The 25,539-nt window shown below is 44.5% G+C and carries 28 protein-coding genes; 19 read left to right on the top strand and 9 right to left on the bottom strand.

Annotated elements, in window-relative coordinates; genetic code table 11:
• Nucleotides 1–38 precede the first annotated feature (38 nt).
• From ACFI6J_RS08080 to arsB, 5 genes are all read left to right on the top strand, one after another.
• A complete protein-coding gene (locus ACFI6J_RS08080; RefSeq protein WP_252118973.1) occupies nt 39–728 on the top strand; it encodes a protein-tyrosine phosphatase family protein in 690 nt (229 codons plus the stop codon).
• 142 nt (nt 729–870) lie between these two features.
• A complete protein-coding gene (locus ACFI6J_RS08075; RefSeq protein ID WP_041693540.1) occupies nt 871–1,215 on the top strand; it encodes a metalloregulator ArsR/SmtB family transcription factor in 345 nt (114 codons plus the stop codon).
• A gap of 171 nt (nt 1,216–1,386) precedes the next feature.
• Nucleotides 1,387–1,854, top strand: a complete 468-nt coding sequence (locus ACFI6J_RS08070; protein ID WP_014980113.1) for an arsenate reductase ArsC — start codon at nt 1,387–1,389, stop codon at nt 1,852–1,854.
• Nucleotides 1,854–2,621 (top strand): arsenical resistance protein ArsH, encoded by a 768-nt coding sequence (gene arsH, locus ACFI6J_RS08065; RefSeq protein WP_014950498.1) that lies wholly within the window; start codon nt 1,854–1,856, stop codon nt 2,619–2,621. Before ACFI6J_RS08070 ends, arsH begins: the two co-directional genes overlap by 1 nt.
• Nucleotides 2,622–2,643: 22 nt before the next feature.
• Nucleotides 2,644–3,672: an ACR3 family arsenite efflux transporter gene (arsB, locus tag ACFI6J_RS08060; protein ID WP_239245232.1), complete on the top strand. Its 1,029-nt coding sequence runs from the start codon at nt 2,644–2,646 to the stop codon at nt 3,670–3,672.
• Nucleotides 3,673–3,776: 104 nt separating this feature from the next.
• Here the strand turns inward: arsB and ACFI6J_RS08055 are convergent, their stop codons facing one another.
• Nucleotides 3,777–4,175 (bottom strand): response regulator, encoded by a 399-nt coding sequence (locus ACFI6J_RS08055; protein WP_075176866.1) that lies wholly within the window; start codon nt 4,173–4,175, stop codon nt 3,777–3,779.
• 179 nt (nt 4,176–4,354) lie between these two features.
• Here ACFI6J_RS08055 and aceK point away from each other — a divergent pair, with 179 nt between their 5' ends.
• From aceK to ACFI6J_RS08040, 3 genes are all read left to right on the top strand, one after another.
• A complete protein-coding gene (gene aceK / locus ACFI6J_RS08050) occupies nt 4,355–6,085 on the top strand; it encodes a bifunctional isocitrate dehydrogenase kinase/phosphatase (RefSeq protein ID WP_014950501.1) in 1,731 nt (576 codons plus the stop codon).
• Nucleotides 6,086–6,384: 299 nt separating this feature from the next.
• Complete coding sequence (locus ACFI6J_RS08045; RefSeq protein WP_462557313.1) at nt 6,385–7,065, top strand: response regulator transcription factor; 681 nt, start codon at nt 6,385–6,387, stop codon at nt 7,063–7,065.
• Complete coding sequence (locus ACFI6J_RS08040; RefSeq protein ID WP_462557315.1) at nt 7,062–8,462, top strand: HAMP domain-containing sensor histidine kinase; 1,401 nt, start codon at nt 7,062–7,064, stop codon at nt 8,460–8,462. Before ACFI6J_RS08045 ends, ACFI6J_RS08040 begins: the two co-directional genes overlap by 4 nt.
• A gap of 109 nt (nt 8,463–8,571) precedes the next feature.
• Here ACFI6J_RS08040 and ACFI6J_RS08035 read toward each other — a convergent pair whose 3' ends face one another.
• The 3 genes from ACFI6J_RS08035 to ACFI6J_RS08025 all read right to left on the bottom strand — a co-directional run bounded on the left by ACFI6J_RS08035 (nt 8,572) and on the right by ACFI6J_RS08025 (nt 10,701).
• Nucleotides 8,572–9,210 (bottom strand): RpiB/LacA/LacB family sugar-phosphate isomerase, encoded by a 639-nt coding sequence (locus ACFI6J_RS08035; protein WP_462557317.1) that lies wholly within the window; start codon nt 9,208–9,210, stop codon nt 8,572–8,574.
• Nucleotides 9,211–9,423: 213 nt separating this feature from the next.
• On the bottom strand, nt 9,424–9,984 hold the full coding sequence (locus tag ACFI6J_RS08030) for a DUF3833 domain-containing protein (protein WP_462557319.1): 561 nt from the start codon (nt 9,982–9,984) through the stop codon (nt 9,424–9,426).
• 60 nt (nt 9,985–10,044) lie between these two features.
• Nucleotides 10,045–10,701, bottom strand: a complete 657-nt coding sequence (locus ACFI6J_RS08025) for a chalcone isomerase family protein (RefSeq protein ID WP_462557321.1) — start codon at nt 10,699–10,701, stop codon at nt 10,045–10,047.
• Nucleotides 10,702–10,808: 107 nt separating this feature from the next.
• On the opposite strand from ACFI6J_RS08025, the gene ACFI6J_RS08020 reads away from it, so the two are divergent.
• Both ACFI6J_RS08020 and ACFI6J_RS08015 read left to right on the top strand, forming a co-directional pair.
• Nucleotides 10,809–11,738: a 1-aminocyclopropane-1-carboxylate deaminase/D-cysteine desulfhydrase gene (locus ACFI6J_RS08020; protein WP_462557323.1), complete on the top strand. Its 930-nt coding sequence runs from the start codon at nt 10,809–10,811 to the stop codon at nt 11,736–11,738.
• Nucleotides 11,739–11,909: 171 nt separating this feature from the next.
• Nucleotides 11,910–12,155: a DUF4282 domain-containing protein gene (locus ACFI6J_RS08015; RefSeq protein WP_039232003.1), complete on the top strand. Its 246-nt coding sequence runs from the start codon at nt 11,910–11,912 to the stop codon at nt 12,153–12,155.
• A gap of 54 nt (nt 12,156–12,209) precedes the next feature.
• On the opposite strand, the gene ACFI6J_RS08010 is transcribed toward ACFI6J_RS08015, so the two are convergent.
• Together ACFI6J_RS08010 and ACFI6J_RS08005 are read right to left on the bottom strand one after the other, a co-directional pair.
• The gene (locus ACFI6J_RS08010; RefSeq protein ID WP_321824776.1) at nt 12,210–13,022 is read right to left on the bottom strand and encodes a sterol desaturase family protein; all 813 of its coding nucleotides are present in this window, start codon (nt 13,020–13,022) and stop codon (nt 12,210–12,212) included.
• Nucleotides 13,009–13,437, bottom strand: coding sequence for an SRPBCC family protein (locus ACFI6J_RS08005; RefSeq protein ID WP_321824777.1), 429 nt, complete (start codon nt 13,435–13,437; stop codon nt 13,009–13,011). The genes ACFI6J_RS08010 and ACFI6J_RS08005 overlap by 14 nt, the downstream gene beginning before the upstream one ends.
• A 99-nt stretch (nt 13,438–13,536) precedes the next feature.
• On the opposite strand from ACFI6J_RS08005, the gene ACFI6J_RS08000 reads away from it, so the two are divergent.
• From ACFI6J_RS08000 to nspC, 4 genes are all read left to right on the top strand, one after another.
• Nucleotides 13,537–14,571 carry an AraC family transcriptional regulator gene (locus tag ACFI6J_RS08000; RefSeq protein ID WP_321824778.1) on the top strand — a complete coding sequence of 345 codons (1,035 nt, stop codon included), beginning with the start codon at nt 13,537–13,539 and terminating at the stop codon, nt 14,569–14,571.
• 473 nt (nt 14,572–15,044) lie between these two features.
• Nucleotides 15,045–15,455 (top strand): hypothetical protein, encoded by a 411-nt coding sequence (locus tag ACFI6J_RS07995; RefSeq protein ID WP_039226244.1) that lies wholly within the window; start codon nt 15,045–15,047, stop codon nt 15,453–15,455.
• A gap of 299 nt (nt 15,456–15,754) precedes the next feature.
• Nucleotides 15,755–16,957: a saccharopine dehydrogenase family protein gene (locus tag ACFI6J_RS07990; RefSeq protein ID WP_338852167.1), complete on the top strand. Its 1,203-nt coding sequence runs from the start codon at nt 15,755–15,757 to the stop codon at nt 16,955–16,957.
• Between the two features lie 176 nt (nt 16,958–17,133).
• On the top strand, nt 17,134–18,264 hold the full coding sequence (nspC, locus tag ACFI6J_RS07985; protein WP_338852169.1) for a carboxynorspermidine decarboxylase: 1,131 nt from the start codon (nt 17,134–17,136) through the stop codon (nt 18,262–18,264).
• A 91-nt stretch (nt 18,265–18,355) separates the two neighbouring features.
• Here nspC and ACFI6J_RS07980 read toward each other — a convergent pair whose 3' ends face one another.
• From ACFI6J_RS07980 to rsmI, 3 genes are all read right to left on the bottom strand, one after another.
• Nucleotides 18,356–19,123, bottom strand: a complete 768-nt coding sequence (locus ACFI6J_RS07980; RefSeq protein WP_014977253.1) for a glycosyltransferase family 2 protein — start codon at nt 19,121–19,123, stop codon at nt 18,356–18,358.
• An 83-nt stretch (nt 19,124–19,206) separates the two neighbouring features.
• Nucleotides 19,207–19,470 carry a hypothetical protein gene (locus ACFI6J_RS07975; protein ID WP_014950517.1) on the bottom strand — a complete coding sequence of 88 codons (264 nt, stop codon included), beginning with the start codon at nt 19,468–19,470 and terminating at the stop codon, nt 19,207–19,209.
• Between the two features lie 98 nt (nt 19,471–19,568).
• The gene (rsmI, locus tag ACFI6J_RS07970; protein ID WP_014950518.1) at nt 19,569–20,405 is read right to left on the bottom strand and encodes a 16S rRNA (cytidine(1402)-2'-O)-methyltransferase; all 837 of its coding nucleotides are present in this window, start codon (nt 20,403–20,405) and stop codon (nt 19,569–19,571) included.
• Between the two features lie 141 nt (nt 20,406–20,546).
• Here rsmI and ACFI6J_RS07965 point away from each other — a divergent pair, with 141 nt between their 5' ends.
• The 5 genes from ACFI6J_RS07965 to ACFI6J_RS07945 all read left to right on the top strand — a co-directional run bounded on the left by ACFI6J_RS07965 (nt 20,547) and on the right by ACFI6J_RS07945 (nt 25,528).
• The gene (locus tag ACFI6J_RS07965; RefSeq protein ID WP_014977254.1) at nt 20,547–22,547 is read left to right on the top strand and encodes a penicillin-binding protein activator; all 2,001 of its coding nucleotides are present in this window, start codon (nt 20,547–20,549) and stop codon (nt 22,545–22,547) included.
• Between the two features lie 4 nt (nt 22,548–22,551).
• Complete coding sequence (locus ACFI6J_RS07960) at nt 22,552–22,893, top strand: YraN family protein (RefSeq protein ID WP_014977255.1); 342 nt, start codon at nt 22,552–22,554, stop codon at nt 22,891–22,893.
• A gap of 181 nt (nt 22,894–23,074) precedes the next feature.
• Complete coding sequence (locus ACFI6J_RS07955; RefSeq protein ID WP_014977256.1) at nt 23,075–24,163, top strand: glycosyltransferase family 4 protein; 1,089 nt, start codon at nt 23,075–23,077, stop codon at nt 24,161–24,163.
• A 178-nt stretch (nt 24,164–24,341) separates the two neighbouring features.
• Nucleotides 24,342–24,938, top strand: a complete 597-nt coding sequence (locus ACFI6J_RS07950) for a phosphoheptose isomerase (protein ID WP_014950522.1) — start codon at nt 24,342–24,344, stop codon at nt 24,936–24,938.
• A 14-nt stretch (nt 24,939–24,952) separates the two neighbouring features.
• Nucleotides 24,953–25,528, top strand: a complete 576-nt coding sequence (locus tag ACFI6J_RS07945; RefSeq protein WP_014950523.1) for a BON domain-containing protein — start codon at nt 24,953–24,955, stop codon at nt 25,526–25,528.
• The last annotated feature ends 11 nt before the right edge of the window (nt 25,529–25,539 follow it).

The following is a 25,539-nucleotide window of genomic DNA, read 5'->3' as shown; positions in this document are numbered from 1 at the left end:
CGCCACCAGTAACCAGTGTGAATATCGAGCGCTAAATTATGAAAAAGCACCAATCAGCAGCACTTAAAATATTGAAAGATACACTATCATTTCAAACGTATAAGCGTAGTCTCGCTGTCAGTGCGGCCTGTATTGGTTTAGGGCTAGGTTTAAGTGCACATGCGAACGCATATCATGAAGACAATTCAACACCGCAAACCAGTGACCAAGCGCAAATGAATACCAAACCGACACTTACAACGCTCACCAACTACCAAGAAAACGCGCCATATATGTTCTCTTCGGGCTTACCCGATGCCTCTCACCTTTCTTTACTGAAAGAAAAAGGAGTGACGCACGTTGTAGATTTGATCCCAGGGGATAGAACCAGTGAAATCTTAACTACCTCAAAATTAGGACTCGATTACTTTAATGTGCCCGTGGATTGGGAAGGCCCCACATTAGCCAACTTTTTAAATTACGCTGCGTTTATGCAAACCGTCGATATCAAAGAAGACAAGGTACTTACGCACTGTAAACTGAATTGGCGAGGCGCTGCTTTTACGTATCTATACAGAATTAACGTACTTGGTGAAAATGAACAAGCCGCCCAAAAAGACCTTATGGCTATTTGGCATCCGAATCCAACATGGTTCGCCTTCATGAACGAGGTAATTGCCCACTACAATGAGGTAAACGGTAAAGAAGTAGCGATGTCGTTCGAGGCTGCCGCTCCTGAAAACCACTAAATTTCTGTCTTACCGAGAATAATGGCGGTCTAAGACCCTCTCGTCCTTACCAAACACATATGAAATTTCAGATTTATCATTGACACATACGGAATTTCATATACGATACATCACATACGAAATTTCATATGTGATGTGATTTATGTCGACTTGTTCTGATTCTTCGCAGCTACAGCCTTTAACATTTTTCAAATGCTTGTCGGAAGACACCCGCTTAAAGACGCTACTTATGCTCAGTGTAAAAGGTGAGCTATGCGTGTGCGACCTTACTGATGCGCTTCAATTAAGCCAGCCCAAAATTTCACGCCATCTCGCTGACTTACGAAAGTGCGGTTTAGTTCTCGATACTCGTAAGGGTAAATGGGTGTATTACCAGCTCCATCCTGACCTACCCGCTTGGGCACTGGAGGTCATTAAGAACACCGCTATTCATAACAATGAATATATTAGCGAGGCGTTAGCGAATTTGTCCTGCGAGAATTGCTAGATTCCAAACTTTCTGAATGGCACAAAGACCGCTGCAAAAATGCACATCAGAGGTCAACAGGCCCTGGTGTTAATTGCAGCTTAATACGTCGCCAAGTATCTGTTTTTTCGAAGTCTTATTCTATTTATTACAGCTACCCACAGTAGCCTCGACCATTAAACAAGGTTTTATATGAAGATTTTATATATTTGTACGCACAACCGTTGCCGCAGCATTCTTTGCGAGGCCATCACTAACGCCTCGAACGGCAATGTTGAAGCTCGTAGTGCTGGCAGCCAGCCTGTAGGGGAAGTACACCCTCTTTCTCTTAAGTACCTTGCAGAGCGCGGGTTTAGTACAGACGGCCTTCAAAGCCAGTCGTGGGATGAATTTGAAGATTACGATGCTGATCTTGTTGTCACGGTTTGTGATTCAGCGGCGGGCGAGTCATGCCCTGTTTATTTCGGTAAATCTCTTAAGGTGCACTGGGGCTTAGAAGACCCGTCTAAGTTAGAAGGTAGCGAACAAGAGAAAGCAGAGGCATTCAACAACACCATCGATATTATTGAAAAGCGTGTAGCGGCATTAGCAGAACTTGCTGAGAAAAACTTAGATAAAGCAGCGCTTAAAGAGGCACTCTCAAAATTAGGAGCCCAGTAATGGGTAACAGTAAATCAATGAGCCAAGATATATCAAGCAACCAAGAAAGCTCAACGGCACAAAGCCCATCTGATAACGCGGTAATGGCGCAAATGCACAAGCCAATTATGGCTAACTTTGCATCAAGGTTCTCAGATCACAAGCCGCGTATTTTGCTACTTTACGGCTCGCTCAGAGAACGCTCGTACAGCCGCCTAGTAATTGAAGAGTCGGCGCGGTTGCTCGAATACTTTGGCGCTGAAGCCAAAATCTTTGACCCTCGTGGATTGCCGCAGCCAGATACTGAAGATGACTCACACCCAAAAGTGAAAGAACTGCGTGAGCTTATGATGTGGTCTGAAGGGCAAATTTGGTGTTCACCAGAGCGCCACGGCAGCATGACTGGCATTATGAAAAGCATGATTGACTGGGTACCGCTTAGCCTTGGCGGCGTTCGACCAACCCAAGGTAAAACGTTGGCGATTATGCAGGTTTCCGGCGGTTCACAATCGTTCAATGCGGTAAACCAAATGCGCATTTTAGGTCGCTGGATGCGCATGCTAACCATCCCTAATCAGTCTTCTGTGGCAAAAGCCTTTCTAGAATTTGAAGACGATGGTCGCATGAAGCCGTCACCTTACTACAACCGCATTGTGGACGTAGTTGAAGAGTTGGTGAAATTTACTTTGCTGACCCGCGACAACAAAGACTTTCTCGTTGACCGCTATTCTGAGCGCGTTGAAAGCGCAGAAGAAGTGAGTAAGCGTGTTAATCAAAAATCGTTGTAAAGTAAGACAAAGGTGAATCAGAATGGGTTTCTTTGAACGTTATTTATCAGTGTGGGTTGGCCTTTGCATTGTTGCAGGGGTGGGCCTAGGCTATGCCATGCCGGGTGTCTTTGCGTCTATTGCGGCGCTTGAATATGCGCACGTAAACCTGATAGTGGCAGTACTTATTTGGCTAATGATTTACCCAATGATGGTACAAATAGACTTTGGCTCAATTAAAGACGTTGGTAAAAAGCCGAAAGGCCTTGTACTGACCTTGGTGATTAACTGGCTGATAAAGCCCTTCACTATGGCACTATTGGGTTGGCTATTTTTTAAGGGCATTTTTGCCGACTGGGTAGATCCGCAAACTGCCACTGAGTACATTGCAGGCATGATCCTACTGGGCGTCGCTCCATGTACAGCGATGGTATTTGTGTGGAGTCACCTTACCAAAGGGGATGCTAACTACACGTTAGTCCAGGTATCAATTAACGACTTGATTATGGTCGTTGCCTTTGCACCGCTTACCGCCATGCTGCTGGGCGTAACAGATATAACCGTACCATGGGATACCCTGCTGCTTTCTGTTGCACTGTATGTTGTATTGCCATTGGTAGCGGGTTATATCACGCGCCGTCGCTTGGAAAATAAAGGCAATAACACGCAAGGAAATGGCGCTGTTGACGCATTGGTTAGCAAGTTCAAACCCTTTTCAGTTATCGGCCTGCTACTCACTATTGTTATTTTGTTTGGTCTTCAGGCCGAAACTATTTTATCGCAGCCGCAAGACATCGTGCTTATCGCAATACCGCTACTAATACAAACTTACGGTATTTTTGCCATTGCTTACTTTGCGGCAAAACGTATGAAACTGCCGCATAATGTTGCAGCGCCGGCATGTATGATTGGTACGTCAAACTTTTTTGAATTGGCGGTCGCCGTAGCCATTTCACTATTTGGCTTACACAGCGGCGCGGCACTTGCCACAGTGGTGGGCGTACTGGTTGAGGTACCAGTTATGCTTTCGCTAGTGTGGTTTGCGAACAAAACGCGCCACTGGTTTGACTAAGCGCATATGAAAAAGGGCGAACCGCAGTTCGCCCCTTTTCATCAATTTTTCTCATCAACCTTTATCAACGCTTTTTACAACGCTCTTTATAAGTCGTTAAAATCTTAAACCGCAATCGCTGGTTTGTAAGTATCGGGAAGAATAAAGCCAAAGCGCTGCAAAACTGACGTTAGTACGTCCCGTTTTATCGGCTTTTCTATAAAGCCCAGTGCACCTAAAGACATCACTTTTTCTTTCATCATTGGCTGAATATCGCCAGACACGACGATAACAAACGTTTCTAGCTGACGGCGTTTTATTTCACTCAACACACTGATACCACCAAGAACAGGCATGGTCAGGTCCAGTAAAACCAAATCTATTGTGTGATGAGCCAATACTTCCAACGCGTCCATACCATTTGACACTTCGTAAATAGTTTCAGCAAAGCCATCTGGCAAATTGCTTCTCGCCATTTTTCGCGCCAGCGCCGAGTCATCACAAATAAGAATATTAAAACCCATCAAATACAAACTTATAATTGGTTATTAATCCGCCAACAGAATACATTAAACGAAAGTATAATAAAACAAAAAAGTGTCTGATAATTGGTAACTTAATCGCTATCTGCGCCAAACTTCACTCTTCAAGCTATCTATTTTGTGGTAGATATAGCGAGTAACAAAATAAGGAACACACGACCATGCAAGAGTTAGCTACTAGCCAAGATAAGAGTTTGGTAAGAAAAGTTGCCTATCAAATTTTGTCTCATTTCGATAAGAGTTATCGATGGTTCACCCGCATCACTCGTGGCGCTCAAGAAAGGTTCGAAAAGGGAAATTGGAAAGAAACTCAGCTTGCCTCTAAAGAGCGAATAACCATTTACGAGCAAAGCCTGTCAGACGCTGTCGCCGAAATTTATCAGCTAACTCAAGTACATCAAAAAGACGACGCTTTCTGGCAAGAGCTTAAGAAAGTATTTGCATTACAGCTAGAAGGCCACCCGCAGTTTGAGCTAGCCGAAACCTTTTACAACTCTGTAATTGGCCGCTTGTTTAAACATAGAAAAATCGATAACGATATGATGTTTGTCTTGCCCAGCCGCTGTTTCTTACCCGGGCAAGACAGAGACAAAGTGATTAACAGCTTCGACACCACCACCACGGTGCGTGAAATGTACGAGTCAATTTTTAAGATATATCGATACAACATTCCATTTGAAAACTTCGAGCGAGACCTACAGAACCTTGAAAGCGCGCTTCGCGCTCGGTTGAATAAGGAACAGCTAGCCAGCGTTCAAGCTGTGGAAATCCTTAAGCCTACGTTTTTTAGAGGAAAAGCCGCTTACCTGATTGGGCGAATTTGCATGCCCGACGAAACGCTGCCGTTTGTTATCGCCATGAGACGCTATAACGAACCCCATATGTTTGTGGATGCGCTGCTAACTGATCGCAAAGACTTAAGCGTTATTTTCGGTTTTGCTCGCAGCTACTTTATGGCTGACACTCAAAACCCTGCGGAAGTTGCCGCCTTTCTTCAAGAGCTTCTCCCCAATAAAAAGCACTTCGAGCTGTACATGGCAATGGGACACTACAAGCACGGTAAAACAGTGTTTTATCGCAACTTCTTGCAGCACATGGACGAGTCAGACGACAAATTTGAGGCGGCTCCTGGCATTCGAGGCCTGGTCATGATGGTTTTCCATCTTCCGTCTTATGGCGTGGTGTTTAAGATTATTAAAGACGAGTTTGCAGAGAGTAAAAAAATCACGCGTGAACACGTTAAAGAGTGCTATAAACTCGTGAAAATGTCTGACCGTGTGGGTCGAATGGCAGATACCCACGAGTACGTAAACTTCAGGTTTCCGCTAGACAGAATTGAGCCTGAGTTAATTGATGAACTCAAAGAGACGTGTGCATCGAGCTTAGAATTCACTGAATCTGAACTCATCATTAAACACATGTACATTGAACGGAAAATGACGCCGCTTAATCTGTATCTACAAGAAGAAACAGATGAAGAGAAAATTACCCGTGCACTAGATGAGCTTGGACTGTGCATTAAGCAAATTGCCATGGCCAACATATTTCCTGGCGACATGCTACATAAAAACTTCGGTATTACCCGTCATGGCCGCGTTATTTTCTACGACTATGATGAAATTTGTTTAATGAATGAGCGCAATTTTAGGTCCCTGCCGAAATCTGACGACCCTTATGCTATTGATACGCTCTCGGTAGCGCCTAACGACGTATTCCCCGAGCAGTTTGAGCATTTCATTGTAGGTAAACGCAAGTTCAAAGATATACTTAAATCGTTGCACGGTGATTTGATGACCCCTGAATATTGGCACGAAGTTCAGGAAAAATGTGCACGAGGCGATGTTCAACACTTCACGCCTTACAACGCCAGCATGCGTTTTGACAGAGGCTAACTAAGTTAAGTGTTTGATCAAGATGCACGTTGACCGGGGCCCCAGTGTAGTTCAATAGTGTAGAGCAAGCCAAAGCACTGTGCATACGCCCTCTAGGGCACTAGACACCTGAACAAATTGTCGCTACATGCGAAAAAGCTTAAAAGTGATCGTTTCGTTACTTAACACTCGTAAAAGCATGTGAAAGCGATACTGCTTTGCGACTGCTTGATTTTGCTTGCTGACGATTAATCGCCACATAATGGCGACAGCAACGCCAAACAAGTGTGTGAATGTTGATAAACAAAAGAAGCGTAATAATGAAAGTGCTACTTGTAGAAGATGATCCAAAGGTTGCCTCGCACATTGCAAATGGACTATTGGGTGAAGGGCATGAATGTATTACTGTAGGTGATGGAACATCAGGCTACCAACAGGCGTCGAGTAACGAATTAGACGCCGTAATTCTGGATGTGATGCTGCCCGAACTCGACGGTTTTTCTGTTTTAGAAAAACTTCGCGAAGAAGGCAACACAACGCCCGTTTTATTACTGAGTGCAAAAAGTCAGGTTGAAGACAAGGTCAAAGGCCTTCGCACAGGCGCTAATGATTATTTAACTAAGCCTTTTGCCTTTGAAGAGTTACTTGCTCGCGTTGAGGGCCTTGCAGGTCGTAACAAAGAAGGTGAAGACAAAACGCTGATAAAAGTAGGCGACCTCACTCTAGACCTGGTTAACCGCAAAGTATTGCGTGGCGATAAAGAGATCGACCTGCAGTCTAAAGAATTTCAATTGCTTGAATGCCTGCTCCGTCACAAGGGTAAAGTCGTGACGCGAAGCATGCTGCTTGAGCAGGTTTGGAACTATCATTTCGACCCGCAAACGAATGTGATAGATGTTCACATTAGCCGCTTGCGTCAAAAAGTGGATAAGGCGTTTAATGTCCCGCTTATCGAAACCGTAAGAGGCACAGGGTATCGAATAGCGGATGGGCTTGCATGATAGCAATACGCGACTTTACGCGTAGTTCAAGTTTTCGCGTAGGCGTATTGCTCACCACTCTAGCTTGTATTGCCATTGTTTTAATTGTTTATTTTTGGCGATTAACGAGCAGCGACTTGTTTATTTCGGAATCGAATGCTGCCGTTAATGCCAAAACAAACGCGCTTATTACTCTCTATGAAAACCTCGGTATTGACGCGGTTAAGTTAGCGATAGCCAAAGACAATGGCCAACATTCGCCAAATGGCTCAACAATCACCTCAGCCTCCGACCACCTACGTTCATTTGTTGCACTGAGTAAAGATGAACAAGTTGTGGCTGGCAATTTGTCGTCAATTCCCCTTGTTCTTGAGCGCCACAAAGGCGCCAGTTTTGCTACCGCAGAAATAGTTATTACCCGCCCCAATAGCACAACGAGAAAAACGCTGCGCCAAGCACTTATGAGAGAAGTAACCCTTGGCGATCACGTGCTTTACGTTGGTCGTGGCATTGACGATTTATACAGCGCACAGTGGTTTGGTAAAACGTTCAGCTGGATCATTGTGGTGTTGCTTTGTACCTTGAGTGTGCTGAGCTTCGCTATTGCTGTTTACGTGGTTAATCGAATTAACCGCATGTCGCAAACGGCGGATAAAATTATCAAAACGGGAAACTTGCAAGAGCGTTTAGAAATTGACAGTAATTGGGACGACCTGAGCAGTTTGTCATTTGTGTTTAATCAAATGCTCGATACTATCGAGAGTTCAGTCAACAATATAAAGTCAGTGACCGATAGCATCGCCCATGACCTTCGCACTCCGTTATCTCGACTTCGCAACACGCTAGAAAAAATCGAAGACACTCAACTAAGGGAAGATACAACACAAGAAGCCGATAACCTGCTTAATATGTTTAACAGCTTGTTACGCATAAGTGGGCTTGAAACCACCAATAAAAAAGAAGGCTTTTGTACCACTGACGTACGCGCTATTGTAGAAGACGTAGTTGACCTGTATCACCCCCTTGCAGAAGAACGCGACATTACCCTATCGAGCGAGCTCGATGCAGTTACTATGCTTGCCGATCCTAACCTGCTATTTCAAGCTGTAGCTAACGTGTTAGACAACGCCATAAAGTACTCTAACGAAAACAGTGTGGTCACTGTACAGCTCTCTACCACGGCAAGTCATATCGTGATTGCTGTGAACGATGCGGGAATTGGCGTGGGTGAACATGAAATTGTTAATCTAGAACGCCGCTTTTATCGGGCAGACGGCAGTAGAACCAGTAAAGGGAATGGGTTGGGCTTATCGCTCGTGTCTGCCATTGTGAAGTTACACGACGGCCACATTTGGTTTATTCACGACCCGCTAGTTAAAGGGCACGGGTTAGGTGTGGTATTTACGTTTAAGCGTTAAACTTTGGACTATCGCTTTTGTCGACAAAAAATAAAAAAACGCTGACGCTTTTTTCTTAGCATCAGCGTTTTTATCCTACATTTTCAACGTTGTGATTTGTGCCAGTCGCTTACGCTAACAGCGACTTCACGTACGCTTTAATCTCTTCATCTTGACCGTGGTCAAATAGACACTGCTGGAAACGCTCGCCAGATACGGCTGTTTTAACCAGTTCAACGTCCATTTTTTTCAGTGAATCGACGTAGCTCTCTGGAGCCAACGCACGTTTCAAATCTGCGAGAATACCAGCGTTTCGTACTTGAGGTTCTTTACGTTCAACGGGATAGCCCGCGCCACGCTCGCCTGTTAACGCTTTCTCAAAGATATAACGCGCATTAAGTTCAGCGCCCCATCCAAAGCCTTTTGCAAAAGGTAACGCTAACGCATTTCCATTGTTAACTTGGTTAAACAAAAATGCATCTGAAGGGTCGATACAATAACCGCAAAATACGCCTGGATGAGCATTCAACGACATCATAGCCCCTTGACCCGTACCACAGCCTGAAATCACAAAATCGACAGCTTTCGAGTTGAGTAGAATAGCTCCCATTATGCCTAAGTGCACATAGGTAAGATGGTGATCAGCTTCGCTGTTCATACCCACATTGAATACAGCGTGTCCCAGTGAGTCCGCCACGCTTGTGAGCTCATTTAATATTACCGGATTCTTAGCCGCCTGACTGTTTTCCATCATCAATGCAACTTTCATGAACGCTCCTAAGCAAAGAAAAATAACGAATTAAACGCTTACATTAGCATGGAACGAAATGCCACCTCACGGGTAATGCCAAAGTAAATGTCGATTAGTTTCAAATGTGAAACGAAAACGGAAATATATGAAGATGGAGGGTCGACGAGTAACAAGTCACTGACCAGTAAATCTACTGGCCAGCATTTTTCAAAAAACGAGCTGAATGGCGTATTAGTCTGTTTGTTTTTGCATAAATATGGTGACTTCTGCCATCACAATGCCAAACTTACGAATATACGAACGGTTCATCATAGTACTGTCGTCAAATGCCCAAAACCAATCGTCAAACGTCACTGAATAGGTAGTGTCATCCACCGGCAAATCCATCTCGTAATGAAAGTTAAATGCGTTGCCAAAGCTTGTGCCTGTGGCTGGACCATCAATGTCACTCGCGCGACCCACATAGCTATTATCACTCTGCTTTACGATGGTCCAAGTACGGGACGTTGGACCGTCGCCCACACCGTAATTAAAGGATTCATCAAGGGTTAACGTATCGCCATCTACTGAACCATCGATGTCTACTATGAACCTTTGCACCACCTCGCCCGAGCGGTTCTGAACAATGCCCCAGGCTTTAACGTTCCCATCAAAAAATTGCTCAATATCGAAAACAGGCGATACAGACCTGTAGTCTTCACCATCCACTGAAACAGAGCATCCGGATAGCCCTGCTACCGTTAAAGCGGCAATTCCGATTCCTAAAACAAACTTCACCGTATTCTTTATCACTTTCGTAACCTTAATCAATTGACGAGATAGACATGGCGTAGTGCTAATAAAGCGTTGCCCTTATCCGTTTCCCAATAACTTCTTTCTAAATTTTGGCTCAGACGTTTTATCGCTTAGCCAGATATCAAAAAAACGCTGTGTAAATGCTTTGTCTTCAATTTCATCAGCCTTTTCACCGTTCACGTAAAACACACTCGTGCCATCTTTCGTAGCGATACCGGTAATGACGTCGCCCTCGCTGACGTCAGGAAAGATACTATTCATCAGGGAAAGCCACTTGTCTGAATCATCAGCCGATAGGTCTCCTTGCTTTTTCATTTCATCAATAGAACGCTGGGCAATTTTCTTGCCTTCCAAGTCTCGCTGGTACGTTAACTTTAGTGCAAAGGGGGGCTGGTTGGCGTATTCACCTTCAGGCGCATAAAGCTCACCGGTATACACATCCCAGAAGTAGTAAGAGAACATGCCTTTTCCAACAAGCTTTGCATTGGGAACATAATTACTGATGTGCTTAACATCTGGCTCTTGCGCAACCGCATTCTTTGACATGATTAGCCCGCTTGTTGATATCGAAACAAAAAGCATGATGGAAAATATCTTCGCAGCCATGCTAGCGCTATACATCGAATGTCCCCACACACCACTGGCACTTTCTGGGCGCATTGGTAAGGATTTAGCTCTCAACTGGCGAAATAGGCCATACATTTTGATAACCATAACTATGCTCTTATTAGCGTAATAAACATTACAGGTCTTTTATTGAATTTCTATCTGGTTATACTCTTGCCTTCACACATTTGATCAACTGACACTAGGCTCTCGTTGTGCTTCCCCTTGATGCATTTAAATCGTCATTAACCCTGCCCTCACCGCTAATCCCATTTAAGCCAAATTGGGAAGGTGCCAGCAAGGTATCGCTATTTGTTAAACGTGATGATGCTATTCACCCTGTAATGTCAGGTAATAAATGGCGAAAGCTAAGTCATGCGCTCACCAGCCCGTTGCCAAAAACGATAGTGAGTTTCGGCGGCGGTTTTTCTAACCACCTGCATGCACTAGGCTTTGTTTGTTATAAATTGGGCATTCCTTTTAACGCCGTTATTCGCGGTGACTACAGCGCTGCACCTACACCCATGATTGAGGATTTGAAAAGTTGGGGCACCCGTATCGACTATGTAGACCGAGTCACTTACAAAAAGCGAAACGATAGCGCATATCTACTTCATCTTAAGCAGCAGCAACCTGACGCGATGATCATTCCTGAGGGCGGAAGCCAAGCACAAGCGCTTCAAGGGATAAAGGACATGGTTGATGAAATCAACATAGATTTTGATTTTATTGTCGCTCCTGTCGCCAGTGGAGCCACTTTGGCGGGAATAGTCAGTGCATTAAATAAACGTAATGAAAATAATGCGAAAGACACTCTCCATCGCACTGGTTGCAACGCTGTCGGTGTTGGCGTGCTGAAGGGTGAAGACTACTTAGAAGGATTAGTCGAACAATTTCTTCCAGCCTCGCTTGGGCGATCAAATTGGCATATTGAACACAACTACCACTTCGGTGGTTACGCCAAAGCGCCAAATGAGCTTCAAACCTTCTGCAACGATTTTAATAATACTTTCGATTTTGATATCGAGCCTGTTTATTCCGGCAAAGCCTTTTGGGCAGTTAAAGATATGCTGGCCAAAGGTATGTTTGAAGACGGGTCACGCATTGTTGTACTGCACACAGGCGGTTTGCAAGGCGCAAGATAAAACCCTTTTATAACAGAGTGTTGCGCTCACTACCTTTCGGTGTTACAACTATCCCTGTGAGCTTGCTCACAATTCTTTTAAACACTAAACAACGATAACAACAAGAAGTTTGTCGCAGGATGCGGCATAACATTAGCGCTTGCTACCTGCAAACTTCATCAAGGAATGATTATGAAAGATATTTTCTTCTTCGACTCAATGTTAACCCCTAAGATTATCACTTTCGTGTACTGGCTATTGCTTCTAGGGTCTGTGGTAAGTGGCGTAACAACGATGTTTGTAGGGTACGATGCGAGTTTTGTATACGGTTTATTTATTATCGTGTCAGGCTGTATTGGCGCAAGAATTTGGTGCGAACTGCTTATCGTACTTTTCAAAATTCACAGCAACCTTCAGAAAATTGCCAATAAAGAATAGTGCTATACCAAGGCTAGCGCTTCTCTAGGGCCTTGCGTGTGTAAGGCCATTTCATCAATTTGCGACAGGATAGCCAAACAACCTCTTTAACTTTGCTTTAATCCCTTTTGCCTGCTGAAGCTGTTCACGAAGCACACCTATTTGACTGAAGTTGGCGCTAAGAGGATTGTCCTTCGGCATTTTTCCTATAATGCCGTACTTTATCGTTATCGTTTTGTCTTCTTTAGCGAAAGTGCCGAATAACTTATCCCATATAATAAGCACGCCACCGTAGTTCTTATCGATATATGGTTTACTCGTAGCGTGATGGATTCGGTGATGCGTAGGCGTGTTGAAGATACGCTCTACCCAGCCTAGGTTTCCAATCGTTTGAGTGTGTACAAAAAACTGATAAGCCAGATTTATAGCGACAATGGCAAAGACCAGACTTGGCGAAAAACCAATAAGAATCATTGGTACCCAGAACAGCCACATGCCGACAAAAGGGTACAAAACGCTTTGCCTGAAGGCCGTTGTGAAATTCATTTTTGTCGAGCTGTGATGTACCACATGCGCTAGCCAAAACCAGTGTATGTTGTGTGAAGCACGATGAAACCAGTAGTACAAAAAGTCTTGAAGGATAAAACCTGCAAAAAGTGACAGTGCACTAAGCTCTATTTTAAATAGTGAAAATTGGTGTAACCAAATAAAAAAAGGCATTAATAGAAGCAAGACCAATGCATCAGAGCCCTGATGCAGTAGTGCAAGTAAGGCATTGTTCACACTGTCTTTTACATTGTAAAACTGTCGCGCTTTCTTAAATTCAACAAAAACACACAGTAGAAATACGGGGCTTAACCCTAGCAAAATAAGTTCAACGGGGATCAAAGCGTGCTCCTAACTTATCTAGACATTGCTCAATATCGTTTTGCAACAGGCGCGTCAGTAACCAGTTTGGTATATACCAGGGCGCCCGACAGGTAATGCGATAAGAAACGTTTGTTGAATTTTCCTGCTGCGTGAACGCAATAACGCCCCTGTGAGCTTTGACAGGAAAGTCATCAACCACTCTATATTCAATTCCGCTGGTATCTGCGTGAACGATTTCTTCCTTAAAGCGTACACCCAGAATAGTGACTTCTCTTACGCAGCCCTTTCCGCCGCTAATCTCATTATCATTTTCTGCTTTTAATACCTTAAACGATGCGTTGAAAAAATCGCTTAAATTCTGGTGTTCAAGCAGCGTATCGCGCAGTTCTTTGGGCGTTGCAGCAATATTTTTTTGGTAGTAAACGTCAACCATCTACGTTATTTCCTTTTTTGACGGCTCCTAGCATAAATTGACATTTCTATTTTATCTTGCGTTAATGCGACAGTGTTTTTGTTATTTTGCGACAAGCATATGCCATCAGTTTCCTCAGCCTATATCCAAAGTACGGTGAGCTATTTAGTTAGCTTAGGCGTTAATGCCGACAATGTTTCGTTAACTACCCAAAAGCATGACTCACTGTCTGGCTCTTCACGTGTTGATATGGATGTATACGTTGAGCTGTTAAACCAAGGGGTCGCATTAACCAACAATTCGTTATTTGGTTTTGAATTAGGTAAACATATTCAGGCGAAAGATTACGGGGTGCTGGGTTACCTTGTTGAAAGTTGCGAAAACTTAGCTCAAGCCATAAATGCGCTCACCCGCTTTGACGCTTTAGTTGCTGACATCGGCACCACTAGCGTGTTTTTCGAACAAGACAATACCCGCGTAGAGTGGGTACCCAAAGGCGCAGATTGCAAGCAGATGGTATTGCGCAACACCACAGCCTGGGTAGCAACCGTCTACAAGATATTAGGTTCTGCCTGTAAACTGAATGCCGTCACCTTTACGTTTCCTTTGAGCGATTCGGAAAAAGCCATGCTAGCGATGTGGTTCAATTGTGAGGTGGTTGATAACGCCAACACCAACGCCATTATTTTTCCTCAGCACCTTTTACATATTCCATTTACCAGCGAGAACAAAGCGATGTTTAGTGCGCTTGTCAAAGTATCCGAAGAAGAACTAATGGCGAGCAAAGGCGGCGACCGTGTTCAATTTGCCAATAGCCAGTTCTACGCCAATCAGCATGAAGACATAAGTCATAGAGTCGTTGCGCTTTTAAAAGCCAATCCAACCTTAAAAGGCTGCGATCAGCAACGCGTAGCCAATGCACTTTTTATCAGTCCGCGCACCTTACAGCGAAAATTGAAGCAAAGTGGCACTAGTTTTCAACAAATTCTCAATAGCGAACGCAAAGCCCGCTTAGATGATTTGCTGAAACATCACTCCATCGCTGATACCGCAGATTTATTGGGGTTTCAGGAGCAATCATCATTTACCCACGCCTTTAAAAAGTGGTACTCAACAACACCACTGAAATACCAAAAACAACTTTTAGCGCCTTGAAGCTAATGTCCACTTCCTCATCGCCGAACTATTAAGTCGCGTTGAAAAACAATCGATAAAAAGCAATCGCCCTAGGGCCTGTTGACCTTTGGTGTACGAATTTTGGTCTAAATGGAAGCCTTTTAATCGCGAAACAGTCCTGCAAGCCTAGCGGGCTAAGTCAAAGGACTGTGACAAAGAGTAAAAGGCTTCCATAACGACCCCTTCGGGCAGCGCCTTTGTGCCATCTATACTGCGTTGAATGTTCTCGATTTAGAACCACTAAACCGTCAAACATTCGCCTTGTCTAGATGGCACACAGACCGCTGCAAAAATGTACAACAAAGGTCAACAGGCCCTAGGTTTAGTCTCTTAATCTTTTAGTATGAAATGGTAATGTTTAGCTATCGCAATGGTGAATATTAAACTAATGTGACGTAGTAAGCGTAGGTATTAGCAAGTGTCCAGCAACGCTAACTCACAGGAGATGCGCTATGATCGACCGTCCAGTTACATTGCCAACGCCATTAAACGTACTCGTGTCGAAGTCACTAAGCTTATGTGAGCTTATGTTACCCGTATGCGATGTGTTTTACCCCTTTGCTGCCATCTATGAAAACGGCCGAGTAGGTTGTATTTTCAACGACGAAACACAAGGTCAAAAGCGAGAGTCACAGCTTATCGAGCAGCTTCAGTGGCGAATTATCGATACCACCACCGACACAAACAGCTACAGCGTATTGGTTTATGCTGCGGCGGTTAATACCCAAGACAGTAAAACCCTCGACGCCATTGCCATAGCCACTGCTACACCAAATCATGAAGAGCGTTTGATTCTTTACCCTTATTACAAAGTTGATGATAAGGTAGTCATATCGCCACCAATTGATACGGTTACCCGCTGAAATTCGAGCGACTTTATATTTTAAACCGAGCAGAATTGCAGACACGTTATTAACTTTAAAACGTGTCTGCTTTCGTATCAGCTCAAACTTTTATTGAACGACGTATCTCGGCGTGAACCATAAACGGTCAATAATGAGGGCTTTGAAAGGTAGGCCGCTAGTAGGTGTGCAATACCTTTTACATTCGTTGTTACGATTAAAATTTTTTGTACTGTCATGGGCTGTCTTTGCTTGCCAAATCCCATTGGTCTGCTAGCATTCAGCCCAAAATTCATTAGCAAAATTAGGGATTAGTTATTATGTCTCGCGTTTTAATTATTGGTGCTGGCGGTGTTGCGTCGGTAACTGTGAAAAAATGTGCACGTTTACCGCAACATTTCGACGAAATTTACTTAGCAAGCCGCACGGTATCTAAGTGTGAAGCGCTACAGCAAGAAGTAGGTGCAGATCGCGTTAAGGGTGTTTTCGCTGTTGATGCCGACAACGCAAAAGAAGTGGAAGCACTTATCAACGAAGTAAAGCCAGACCTAGTAATCAACCTTGCGTTGCCATATCAAGACCTTCCAATCATGGATGCATGTCTTGCAACTAATACTGATTACCTAGACACCGCCAATTACGAGCCTAAAGACGAAGCGAAGTTTGAATACTCGTGGCAGTGGGCTTACCAAGACAAGTTTAAAGACGCGGGCATTATGGCCCTTCTTGGCAGTGGCTTTGATCCAGGTGTAACTAACGTTTACACAGCATATGCAGCTAAGCATTACTTCGACGAAATCCACTATCTTGATATCGTAGACTGTAATGGCGGCGATCACGGCCAGGCTTTCGCGACTAACTTCAACCCTGAAATCAACATTCGTGAGATTACCCAACGCGGTCGTTATTGGGAAAACGGCGAGTGGAAAGAAACCGATCCGCTTAGCGTACGCGAAGACCTAGACTATCAAAATATTGGTGTTCGCGCGTCTTACCTGATGTTCCACGAAGAGCTAGAGTCTATCGTTAAGCACTTCCCTACCCTTAAGCGTGCACGCTTCTGGATGACATTTGGCGATGCTTACCTTAACCACCTGCGTGTACTTGAAGGTATTGGTATGACTAGCATTGAGCCAGTTGAATTCCAAGGCCAGAAGATTGTACCACTAGAGTTCTTGAAAGCCGTGCTTCCTAACCCAGGCTCACTTGCTGAAGGTTATAGCGGTATGACATGCATTGGCACTTACATCACAGGTATTAAAGATGGCAAAGAAAAAACTATCTTTATCTATAACAACTGTGACCACGCGAAATGTAACGAAGAGGTAGGCGCGCAAGCAGTATCTTACACCACAGGTGTTCCTGCGATGATTGGCGCAGCGCTTATGCTTAACGGCACATGGAAAGAAGCAGGTGTATGGAACATGGAACAATTCGATCCAGACCCATTCATGGATATGCTTAACGAGCATGGTCTGCCATGGCAAGTACTCGAATGTGAAGGTAGCCCTTTCACTAAATAATTGAAGTATCGGGGCGCTTAATTCAAGCGCCCTTTTTTATTAACGCCACTATTTAAATCTAGATCAGATTACTGGAATGTAGGATACAGAGTAGTTTTGAGCTACGACCTGTAATGTAATACATTAGGCGTTTGATAAATGTTGAAAGCCGTTTTATTTTTTGGAGCTTTATCCCATTGACCGATTTAACTCAACGTACTGATATTCCCTCTCCTTGCTACGTGCTGGAAGAAGCAAAATTAATTAAAAACCTTGAGCTGATGAAACGGGTTCAAGACGAATCTGGCGCGCGTATTATCTTGGCGCTTAAAGGCTTTTCTATGTGGTCTTGCTTCGACATCATCAAACAGTATTTACACGGAGCAACGGCCAGTTCGGTTTGGGAAGCGAAACTTGCTGCAGAGATGGGTAAAGAAGTGCACGCATATTCTCCTGCGTACAAGGTTAATGACGCAAAGGAATTGGCGAGTCTTGTTAATCACCTGTCTTTTAATAGTTTGACCCAGTGGAACGCGCATAAAGACGTGCTAGCAGGCGTGTCGTTAGGCCTTCGTATAAACCCTGAGCATCAAGAAGCAGATACGCCACTGTACGACCCAGCTGCGCCAGGTTCGCGCTTGGGCATACGCGCTAGTGAGCTAGAAGGTGTAGACTTATCTGGTATTGAAGGCTTCCACTGCCACAACCTCTGTGAGTGTGATTCTTTTGCTACTGCACGCACCCTTGAAGCTATCGAACAGCGCTTTGGCAAATGGCTTGGTCAGTTAAAGTGGTTAAACCTAGGTGGTGGGCACCTGATGACCCGTGAAGGGTATGATGTTGAGCACCTCATCAAAACACTAAAAGACTTTAAAGCCCGTTACCCACATCTGGACGTAATTCTTGAGCCAGGCTCTGCCGTCGCATGGCAGACAGGGCCATTAATTTGCGAAGTGGTTGATATGGTAGAAAATGACGGTGATATCGCTATTCTAGACATTTCAGCTACTGCACATATGCCAGATGTACTGGAAATGCCTTATCGCCCTACAATTTTGGGCGCGGGCATGCCTAATGAAAAAGCATATAATGTGAAGCTAGGTGGCAATTCGTGCCTTGCTGGCGATGTCATTGATACCTACTCATTCGATGCGCCACTTAAAGCAGGCGATCGTTTACAGTTTGAAGACATGATGCATTACACCATGGTAAAAACCACGTTCTTCAACGGTGTAGAACATCCTGCTATCGGTATTTTGCGCTCTAACGGCGACTTTGAACTGGTTCGCGAATTCAGCTACGAAGACTTCAAAGGTCGTTTGTCTTAAATCTGAGACGCGAAATTTATTAGCGATTCACTATGAAAAAAGCCCGTGACATTGACGTCACGGGCTTTTTCTTTAGGTTAGTAAATGCTAATTATTTACTAGAGTTCGATTGCTCTAACGCCCACAGGCCTGCATATTTATTAAACTGATATTGTGCGAACAAAACAGCGAACAGGAATCCTCTGCTGCCATCCAAGATCCCTAAGCGGAAAATATAGATTTGGATAAAGGTTAGCATTGACCTTAATAGTGCCATCGCAAGCCCATGGCTCTTTTTACCTGCCTTAAATTTTTTAGTCGCCATTAGGCATGTGTAATCGCGATTTTTATGTAGCAAGTGTTCAAAATCGCGCACTGAGTAATGTTTTAGATAGCCACCTTTCAAACAAATTGCCTCACCTTGATGTACTACTTTTTCATGGACAATATCTTTGGTGAAATGTGACGCATCTCTTTTAAAAAGCCTTGTAGGTGCCCTGCCAGTCCTTCCAAATCTGGTAACTTTTCCAAGGAAAATATTGCGCCAACGCAATTTGTAAGCGTTATGAGTGGGCTCGGACATGAGTAGTTTTGAGATAGTGGACGCTAGCTGCTCGTCCACTTCTTCATCTGCGTCGAGAGATAACACCCAATCGCACGTTGCTTTATCCAGAGCACGTTGCTTTTGAACACCAAAACCCTGCCAATCAGTAACAAACACTTTGTCTGTAAATTCGTGAACAATTTCTACCGTTTTATCTGTGCTACCACTATCAAGAACAACAATCTCATCTGCTATTTTTTCGATAGACTTCAAACAACGGGCTATGCGGTCTTCTTCGTTTTTGGTAATAACAATAACAGAAAGGGTTTGGCGCATACTTCAATCCTAAAGAGAGCTTCTAAAACAGGCGAGTATACAATAAAAGCGTGCAGAATAATCGCTAAACACTGTTCTAGAGACTATACAACTCCACTTCCCGACGCCGCCTCAGATTTGTCTATCTCACCTTCAGCCAACACTTCGTCATCTAACTCAATTTTAAATGACGTTCCCGCTTTTCCATGCAGGCTATAACGAAAGCCGTACATTTCGCCTTCATTTAGAGAAACTTCCGCAAAGGTATTAGGGTGGATTAAGTCGTAAACACCTGAGTCGTTAGCTTGAGAAAATATATCAACTAACCATTTTCCTTCTGACATGGTGATTTTGAGTGTTTTTGTCATATGAGCCTCCATAAACCTCAGTCCTTTTTGAACTGGGCAGTTGACGTGAATTACACTCCTTTGTATTTATTCCAAGGCCCTTAAGATCAACAACGTGTTTACGCTTTTGCGTCTAGCCCAGCTTGATAAAGCGCATTCTTTTTCAAGTCATAGTGAGTGGCGACCACCGCCGCGGCTTTTTTAAGCGGCATGTGCTCACACAAAACACTTAGCAACGACATTGCCTCACTAGGTATCGCCTGGTCACTTACCTTCGCGGGGCCAATCATGACGACGAATTCGCCTTTCTGGTGCGCAACATCCGCATTGAGATAATCAATTACATCTTGCGCGCTGCCACTCACGTAGGTTTCGAAGGTTTTGGATAGCTCTTTCGCTACAACAATCTGGCGTTCGCCTAAAACGCGCTGTATATCAGTAACGGTGTCTAAAATTCGTCGTGGGGCTTCATAGTAAACGGTGGTGAACGTTCTATCTATTAGCGCTGACAACACGCTTTCACGTGCCTGCACTTTAACCGGTAGGAATCCTTCAAATATAAACTTGTCTGTTGGCAGTCCCGAAGCACTTAATGCTGTAATTGCAGCGCATGGGCCCGGCAGAGCGCTAACCGGAATACCTTGCTCACGGCACTTGCGTACCAAAACAAAGCCCGGGTCGCTGATTAACGGTGTTCCAGCATCACTTATTAATGCTACCGACTCGCCGCCCTTTAAACGCTCACAAAGCATTGCTGTGCGCTTATCTTCGTTATGCTCATGCAGAGAAAGAGTTTTCGTTCCAATGCTAAAGTGCTGTAAGAGTCGAGCGCTGTGACGGGTGTCCTCGGCAGCGATCCAGCTTACTTCACTTAATACGCGTATTGCTCTGGCACTTATGTCGTCTAAATTACCAATAGGTGTTGGAACAATATATAAGGTGGCGGTGTCTGTCATAACAGTGGTTAAGTCTTACGTTATTTTTAAAGAATATGCGATAAGTGTATCACGCCATTAGTCCAGATTATGCTGGCAAGCGTAGATTTTCACACTGGTTAAGATAAACTTGGCCTATAACGATGTAAAAGGAATGAAACTGTGCGTCATATTGGACAAGCTGGAAAAATCTTTACGCTATCAGCCGTCGCTTCTGTATTGGTGCTAACGGGCTGTGGAAGTACACCTAAAACCCAGTCAAAGCCTGTGGTAGTACAACCTACCCCAATTGAAACCACACAGGTTGAAGATAACGTCACGCCTGAGCACAAACTCCTTGAAGCAAAAAAAGTATGGGAGCGCACCCGCAACAAAGAACAGCGCGATACGCTGTTGCTGCAAGCGGCTGACCTGTACCTTCAAAATCAACAGCCCGTTTTGGCTCAGCAAGTGCTATATGAGGTAAAAGAAGACGGTATTTCAGGTGTAAATCAATCTTATTACTCCCTTCTGGTAACCAAAGCCTATGCGGGAATGCCTGATGCCTCGGCAGAAGAATTGCTGGCTATGTTGGATGGCGTAACCGGTACAGGCGAAACCGCATTCCAAAAAGCGGAGCTTCAAACCCAGCTCTTCACGCAGCAAGGCAACCTGGCTGCGGCAGCGAATAGCGTATTAAAAACCAATCTTACTGACGATGAAAAAGTGCAACAAGTTTGGCAGTGGATTACCTCCATTCCTGCATCGTCACTTGATTCAGTGGGCAGTGCTTATCCCGATCTGTCTCCTTTCATTACTCTTCGCGAACTAACCGTAGAAAACGCGTCGTCACCGGAAAAATTAGCCAAAAGCCTGCAGCAATTTAAGCAGGTTTATCGCGGTCATGTATTAGAAAACGCTTTGCCTGAAAACGTAATTGAAGCAACCCAGCTTACCGATGCTGGCGCCAACGATATTGCGGTTTTACTACCACTTTCTGGCAGGTTAGCTCGCACAGGACAAGTCGTTAAAAATGGCATCATGGCGGCTTATTACACCGATGTTGAAAAGCGCCAAGATGAACACCTTCTACCTCGTCTTCGTTTTATCGACACCAACGAAGTAGATACACAGCATTTACTCAGCGAAATTGGCGATACCAAGTTCATCATTGGCCCTCTTTTAAAAGACACTGTTGAACGTTTAATTCCCAGTTTGCCGCTTGGTGTGAACGTACTTGCATTAAACAGGCCTGACGAATTGCCAGACAATGCGTCTGCTAAAGGGTTGGCAACAGGATCGTCAAATCCGGCGATAGCCGATGATGCTCTTGCCTCTGGTACAGGTCTCGCAGGTGATGACACACAAAATGAACTCCACTCATTAGGCTTGCCTACCTCGCTGAATTATTACGGGCTAGCACCAGAAGATGAAGCAAAGCAGCTTGCTGAATTTATCTTTAATAAAGGATATCGTGCGCCTATCGTTATTGCCGCACAAAGCAGTCTGTACCAGCGAATGGACGACACCTTTAAAAAGCACTGGCGAATACTCAACAATCAGGAAAACAAGCAGCGAGCCAACATAACGTCGGTATCGTTTAACGACAGTAATTCACTTCGAGAGGGAATTACACAGGCGCTAGATGTGGCGCAAAGCAACGAGCGTATCAATCAAATTGAGTACATGACAAATGATGAAGTGTACAACATGCCTCGCAGTAGGCGTGATATTGATGCCATTGTTGCATTTGCCTCACCTCAAGACACAGAACTGCTTAACCCCATTATCGAAGCGAGCTTAAACCCATACGATGGCAAACAAGTCCCCGTGTATGCCACCTCTCGTTCAATGGATTACGACAGCGGGAAAAACCAATGGCGTGACCTGCAGAATGTGCACTTTATCGACATGCCTTGGTTAATGCCTTCACATAGTTGGCAACCTCTTCAGCAGGAGGTTGAACAGGCTTGGCAAAATCAAAATACTATGCAAAAACGTTTATTTGCGTTCGGTTTTGATGCCTATCAGTTGTTGCCTCAGCTAGGCATGCTGAACACGCTAAAATATCTTTCACACGAAGGGTTAACGGGTACACTTTCCCTTAATCAACAAGGTGAAGTAATACGCAAACAGCCTCAGGCAATTATTCGTAACGAAAAAGTTCAAATGCTTTCGGAGTGAAATTATGTCAACACTGCAAGGGAGTGCAGCAGAAGACAAGGCCTGTAAATATCTGATGGAACAAGGCCTTACTCTTCGATGTCGAAATTACCACACTCGGCGTGGCGAGCTCGACATTGTAATGCAAGACGGCAGCACCATAGTGTGCGTTGAAGTTAAATACCGAAGACGAAATCAGTTTGGCAGTGCTCTAGAGTTTGTGACTGCCAAAAAGCTCCAGCGAATTCAGGCTGCGTTTGATTTCTATTTGTTAGATAATGGCTTAAATCCAGCGTCTACTTCTCTGCGAATAGACGTTGTTGCCATAGACGGAGACAACCTTCAGTGGTTGAAGAACGTGGGCTAAAGACTGACAATATCCAGCTTTTAAACTGATGTTCCCCAAAGAGGACTGGAAGCGTACGCCAACGATGAGCGCGGCCGATATTGATGAAAATGTCTTTATGTCAGACGTATTCCGTTTGTTTTATCTTATGATTTGCAACCCTTCATCGGTTTGATGAAAGTTTCTTAGGTTCCCACAAATAATGAGTCATCCCAACAACAAGGTTTCGTCCAGCAGCGTTGATAACCAAGAAATAGAGCTAATAGTCGGCAACTCCAGCTCTAATTTTTCTGGCGTAACGTCTACGATGCTGCAAGTAACATCGCTACAGAAGCATATGATTAATTTGCGGATAATGGGCAAGCATTTTGTTCCAGACCCATCAATGACTATTACTTTTTGGGAGGTCGCAAAAATGTGTCGACGCCCGCTTAGTAATGGTAAGTGGCGAATTTTTCATGCGCGTCGCGTTGACGAGATGATTCAGGGTGTGATCCTCAAATACGTGTTTCGCGCCAAGATAAAGCTTGTATTTAGCTCTGCCGCTCAACGAAAGCGTTCGGCTTCTACGGTGTGGTTAAGCAATAAAATGGATGCGGTTATTGCAATGAGTAATCGCTCTGCAAAATATCTAAATAAGCCCCCCGCCAAGATAAATCTCCACGGTGTGCAAATAGACAACTACACGCCAGCAGAAAACAAGCAAGAAGCTTGGCAAGCATTAGGCTACGGCGGCAAGTACGGCATTGGTATTCTGGGCAGAGTTAGAGAGCAAAAAGGCGTTCATCTATTTGTTGAAGCGTGCATCAAAGTATTGCCCAAATACCCTGACGTGAACGCAGTAGTTGTAGGTGCCATATCCTCGAGTAACCAAGAATTTGTAAACGAGCTTAAAGAAAAAATTTCTAAAGCCGGGTTAACTGACCGAATTGTTTTCACCGGTGAATTGCCGTTTGAGCAAATTCCTAGAATCTTCAGTGCACTGTCATTAGTAAGTGCACTTAGCTATAACGAAGGGTTTGGATTAACTGTACCTGAAGCCATGAGTGCTGGAGCTGCGGTATTAGCTACTCAGGCGGGCGCATGGGAAGACATCATTAGGCCAGGCGTTGATGGGTATATTGTACCTACCAAAGATCAGCAAGCTGTCACAGAAAAGATGGATTTGCTGCTTTCGGATATGGACAAACTTGCAGAAATGGGCAAAGCCGGACGCGAACACGTTGTGAAAAATTTTAAGGTTGAAGATGAAGCTAGAAACCTGGTTGAGTTTTTTCGCACGCTTCAATAGTAAATGCGAGTTGATTATCGCGAGCGATAAACGTTAGGCCGTTTTTCTCTCGCGCTGAGGCCACAGTTTAAACCTCTGACTTTCAGATACTGGCCATTACAAAAATCAAGGCGCTGTAATGCAGCGCAAAAAATTTCACTAAATGGTCTGCCGTGTGGTGAAAACAAAGAGATGACACATGATTGAACAGATAAAAGCGAATTTTACCGAGAGCATACAAACCAAAATAGCGGCATCGGAAATATTGCCAGAGCATATTGAGAAAGCGGCGTACATGATCGTTGAAGCCTTAATTAGAGGTAATAAAGTACTGAGCTGTGGTAATGGCGGGTCTGCAGGTGATGCGCAACATTTTGCTTCCAACATGCTCAATCGCTACGAGCGCGACCGTCCCAGCTTACCGGCAATCGCATTAAGCACAGACACCTCAACCCTGACGTCTATTGCGAATGACTATAACTTCGAAGAAATATTTGCGAAGCAAGTACGAGCTCTCGGCCAACCCGGAGATATACTGTTGGCTATTTCAACCAGTGGTAACTCTCGTAACGTCATAGCAGCGATGGAAGCGGCATTATCTCGCGATATGACCATTGTCGCGCTTACTGGCAAAGACGGCGGTGAAATGGCGGGCTTTTTAAGTGAACATGATGTAGAAATTCGCGTACCGTCAAACCGCACTTCGCGTATTCAAGAAGTTCATTTACTGGTAATTCACAATTTATGTGAATGCATTGACGACAGCTTATTCCCTGCCGATCACGGCGACGAGTAGTAAAGAGGACACAAGTGAAAAATTTGGGACTACTGGGTTCTTTATTAGCCCTAATTCTTACATTGCAAGGGTGTGTAGTGGCCGTTGGAGCTGCAGGCGCTATGGCTGCAAAAGTGGCTAATGACAGACGTACTGTGGGCACGCAGCTTGATGACCAAAATGCCGATGCTGCGGTGTCGTATCAATGGTCGAAAAGCGATGCGCTTAAAGAGCAGGCAAACCTGCAAGTGGATGTTTATAACGGTGTAGCGTTGCTAACCGGGCAAGCGCCAAACCAAGGCTTAGTTGACGAAGCTGTGCGCCGCGCCCAAGAAGTAAGCTATATCAAAAAAATTCACAACCAAATTAGAATTGGCGAGGCGATAGGTGCAGGCACACAAGCCAACGACCTGTGGTTAGCGTCAAAAGTGCGTACTAAAATTGTGGCAGACGAACGAGTGCCTGCTCTACAAGTTAAGGTAGTGGTTCAAGATTCAGAAGTATTCCTGATGGGTCGGTTAACCAATTTAGAAGCCACAGCCGCTGTAGATATTGCTCGTAATATTACGGGTGTCGCGCGCGTAGTTAGAGCCTTTGAAATTGTTCAATAGAGAGTTCGCCA

The organism is Alteromonas sp. G4i13, from assembly GCF_054960505.1.
This window is presented reverse-complemented; position numbering and strand designations above follow the sequence as displayed.

Excerpts from the sequence above, each read along its gene's own strand:
- ACFI6J_RS08080 (WP_252118973.1), top strand. The coding sequence starts at position 39 with ATGAAAAAGCACCAATCAGCAGCACTTAAAATATTGAAAGATACACTA.
- ACFI6J_RS08075 (WP_041693540.1), top strand. The coding sequence starts at position 871 with ATGTCGACTTGTTCTGATTCTTCGCAGCTACAGCCTTTAACATTTTTC.
- ACFI6J_RS08070 (WP_014980113.1), top strand. The coding sequence starts at position 1,387 with ATGAAGATTTTATATATTTGTACGCACAACCGTTGCCGCAGCATTCTT.
- arsH (WP_014950498.1), top strand. The coding sequence starts at position 1,854 with ATGGGTAACAGTAAATCAATGAGCCAAGATATATCAAGCAACCAAGAA.
- arsB (WP_239245232.1), top strand. The coding sequence starts at position 2,644 with ATGGGTTTCTTTGAACGTTATTTATCAGTGTGGGTTGGCCTTTGCATT.
- ACFI6J_RS08055 (WP_075176866.1), bottom strand. The coding sequence starts at position 4,175 with ATGGGTTTTAATATTCTTATTTGTGATGACTCGGCGCTGGCGCGAAAA.
- aceK (WP_014950501.1), top strand. The coding sequence starts at position 4,355 with ATGCAAGAGTTAGCTACTAGCCAAGATAAGAGTTTGGTAAGAAAAGTT.
- ACFI6J_RS08045 (WP_462557313.1), top strand. The coding sequence starts at position 6,385 with ATGAAAGTGCTACTTGTAGAAGATGATCCAAAGGTTGCCTCGCACATT.
- ACFI6J_RS08040 (WP_462557315.1), top strand. The coding sequence starts at position 7,062 with ATGATAGCAATACGCGACTTTACGCGTAGTTCAAGTTTTCGCGTAGGC.
- ACFI6J_RS08035 (WP_462557317.1), bottom strand. The coding sequence starts at position 9,210 with ATGAAAGTTGCATTGATGATGGAAAACAGTCAGGCGGCTAAGAATCCG.
- ACFI6J_RS08025 (WP_462557321.1), bottom strand. The coding sequence starts at position 10,701 with ATGGTTATCAAAATGTATGGCCTATTTCGCCAGTTGAGAGCTAAATCC.
- ACFI6J_RS08015 (WP_039232003.1), top strand. The coding sequence starts at position 11,910 with ATGAAAGATATTTTCTTCTTCGACTCAATGTTAACCCCTAAGATTATC.
- ACFI6J_RS08005 (WP_321824777.1), bottom strand. The coding sequence starts at position 13,437 with ATGGTTGACGTTTACTACCAAAAAAATATTGCTGCAACGCCCAAAGAA.
- ACFI6J_RS08000 (WP_321824778.1), top strand. The coding sequence starts at position 13,537 with ATGCCATCAGTTTCCTCAGCCTATATCCAAAGTACGGTGAGCTATTTA.
- ACFI6J_RS07995 (WP_039226244.1), top strand. The coding sequence starts at position 15,045 with ATGATCGACCGTCCAGTTACATTGCCAACGCCATTAAACGTACTCGTG.
- ACFI6J_RS07990 (WP_338852167.1), top strand. The coding sequence starts at position 15,755 with ATGTCTCGCGTTTTAATTATTGGTGCTGGCGGTGTTGCGTCGGTAACT.
- ACFI6J_RS07980 (WP_014977253.1), bottom strand. The coding sequence starts at position 19,123 with ATGCGCCAAACCCTTTCTGTTATTGTTATTACCAAAAACGAAGAAGAC.
- ACFI6J_RS07975 (WP_014950517.1), bottom strand. The coding sequence starts at position 19,470 with ATGACAAAAACACTCAAAATCACCATGTCAGAAGGAAAATGGTTAGTT.
- rsmI (WP_014950518.1), bottom strand. The coding sequence starts at position 20,405 with ATGACAGACACCGCCACCTTATATATTGTTCCAACACCTATTGGTAAT.
- ACFI6J_RS07960 (WP_014977255.1), top strand. The coding sequence starts at position 22,552 with ATGTCAACACTGCAAGGGAGTGCAGCAGAAGACAAGGCCTGTAAATAT.
- ACFI6J_RS07955 (WP_014977256.1), top strand. The coding sequence starts at position 23,075 with ATGAGTCATCCCAACAACAAGGTTTCGTCCAGCAGCGTTGATAACCAA.
- ACFI6J_RS07950 (WP_014950522.1), top strand. The coding sequence starts at position 24,342 with ATGATTGAACAGATAAAAGCGAATTTTACCGAGAGCATACAAACCAAA.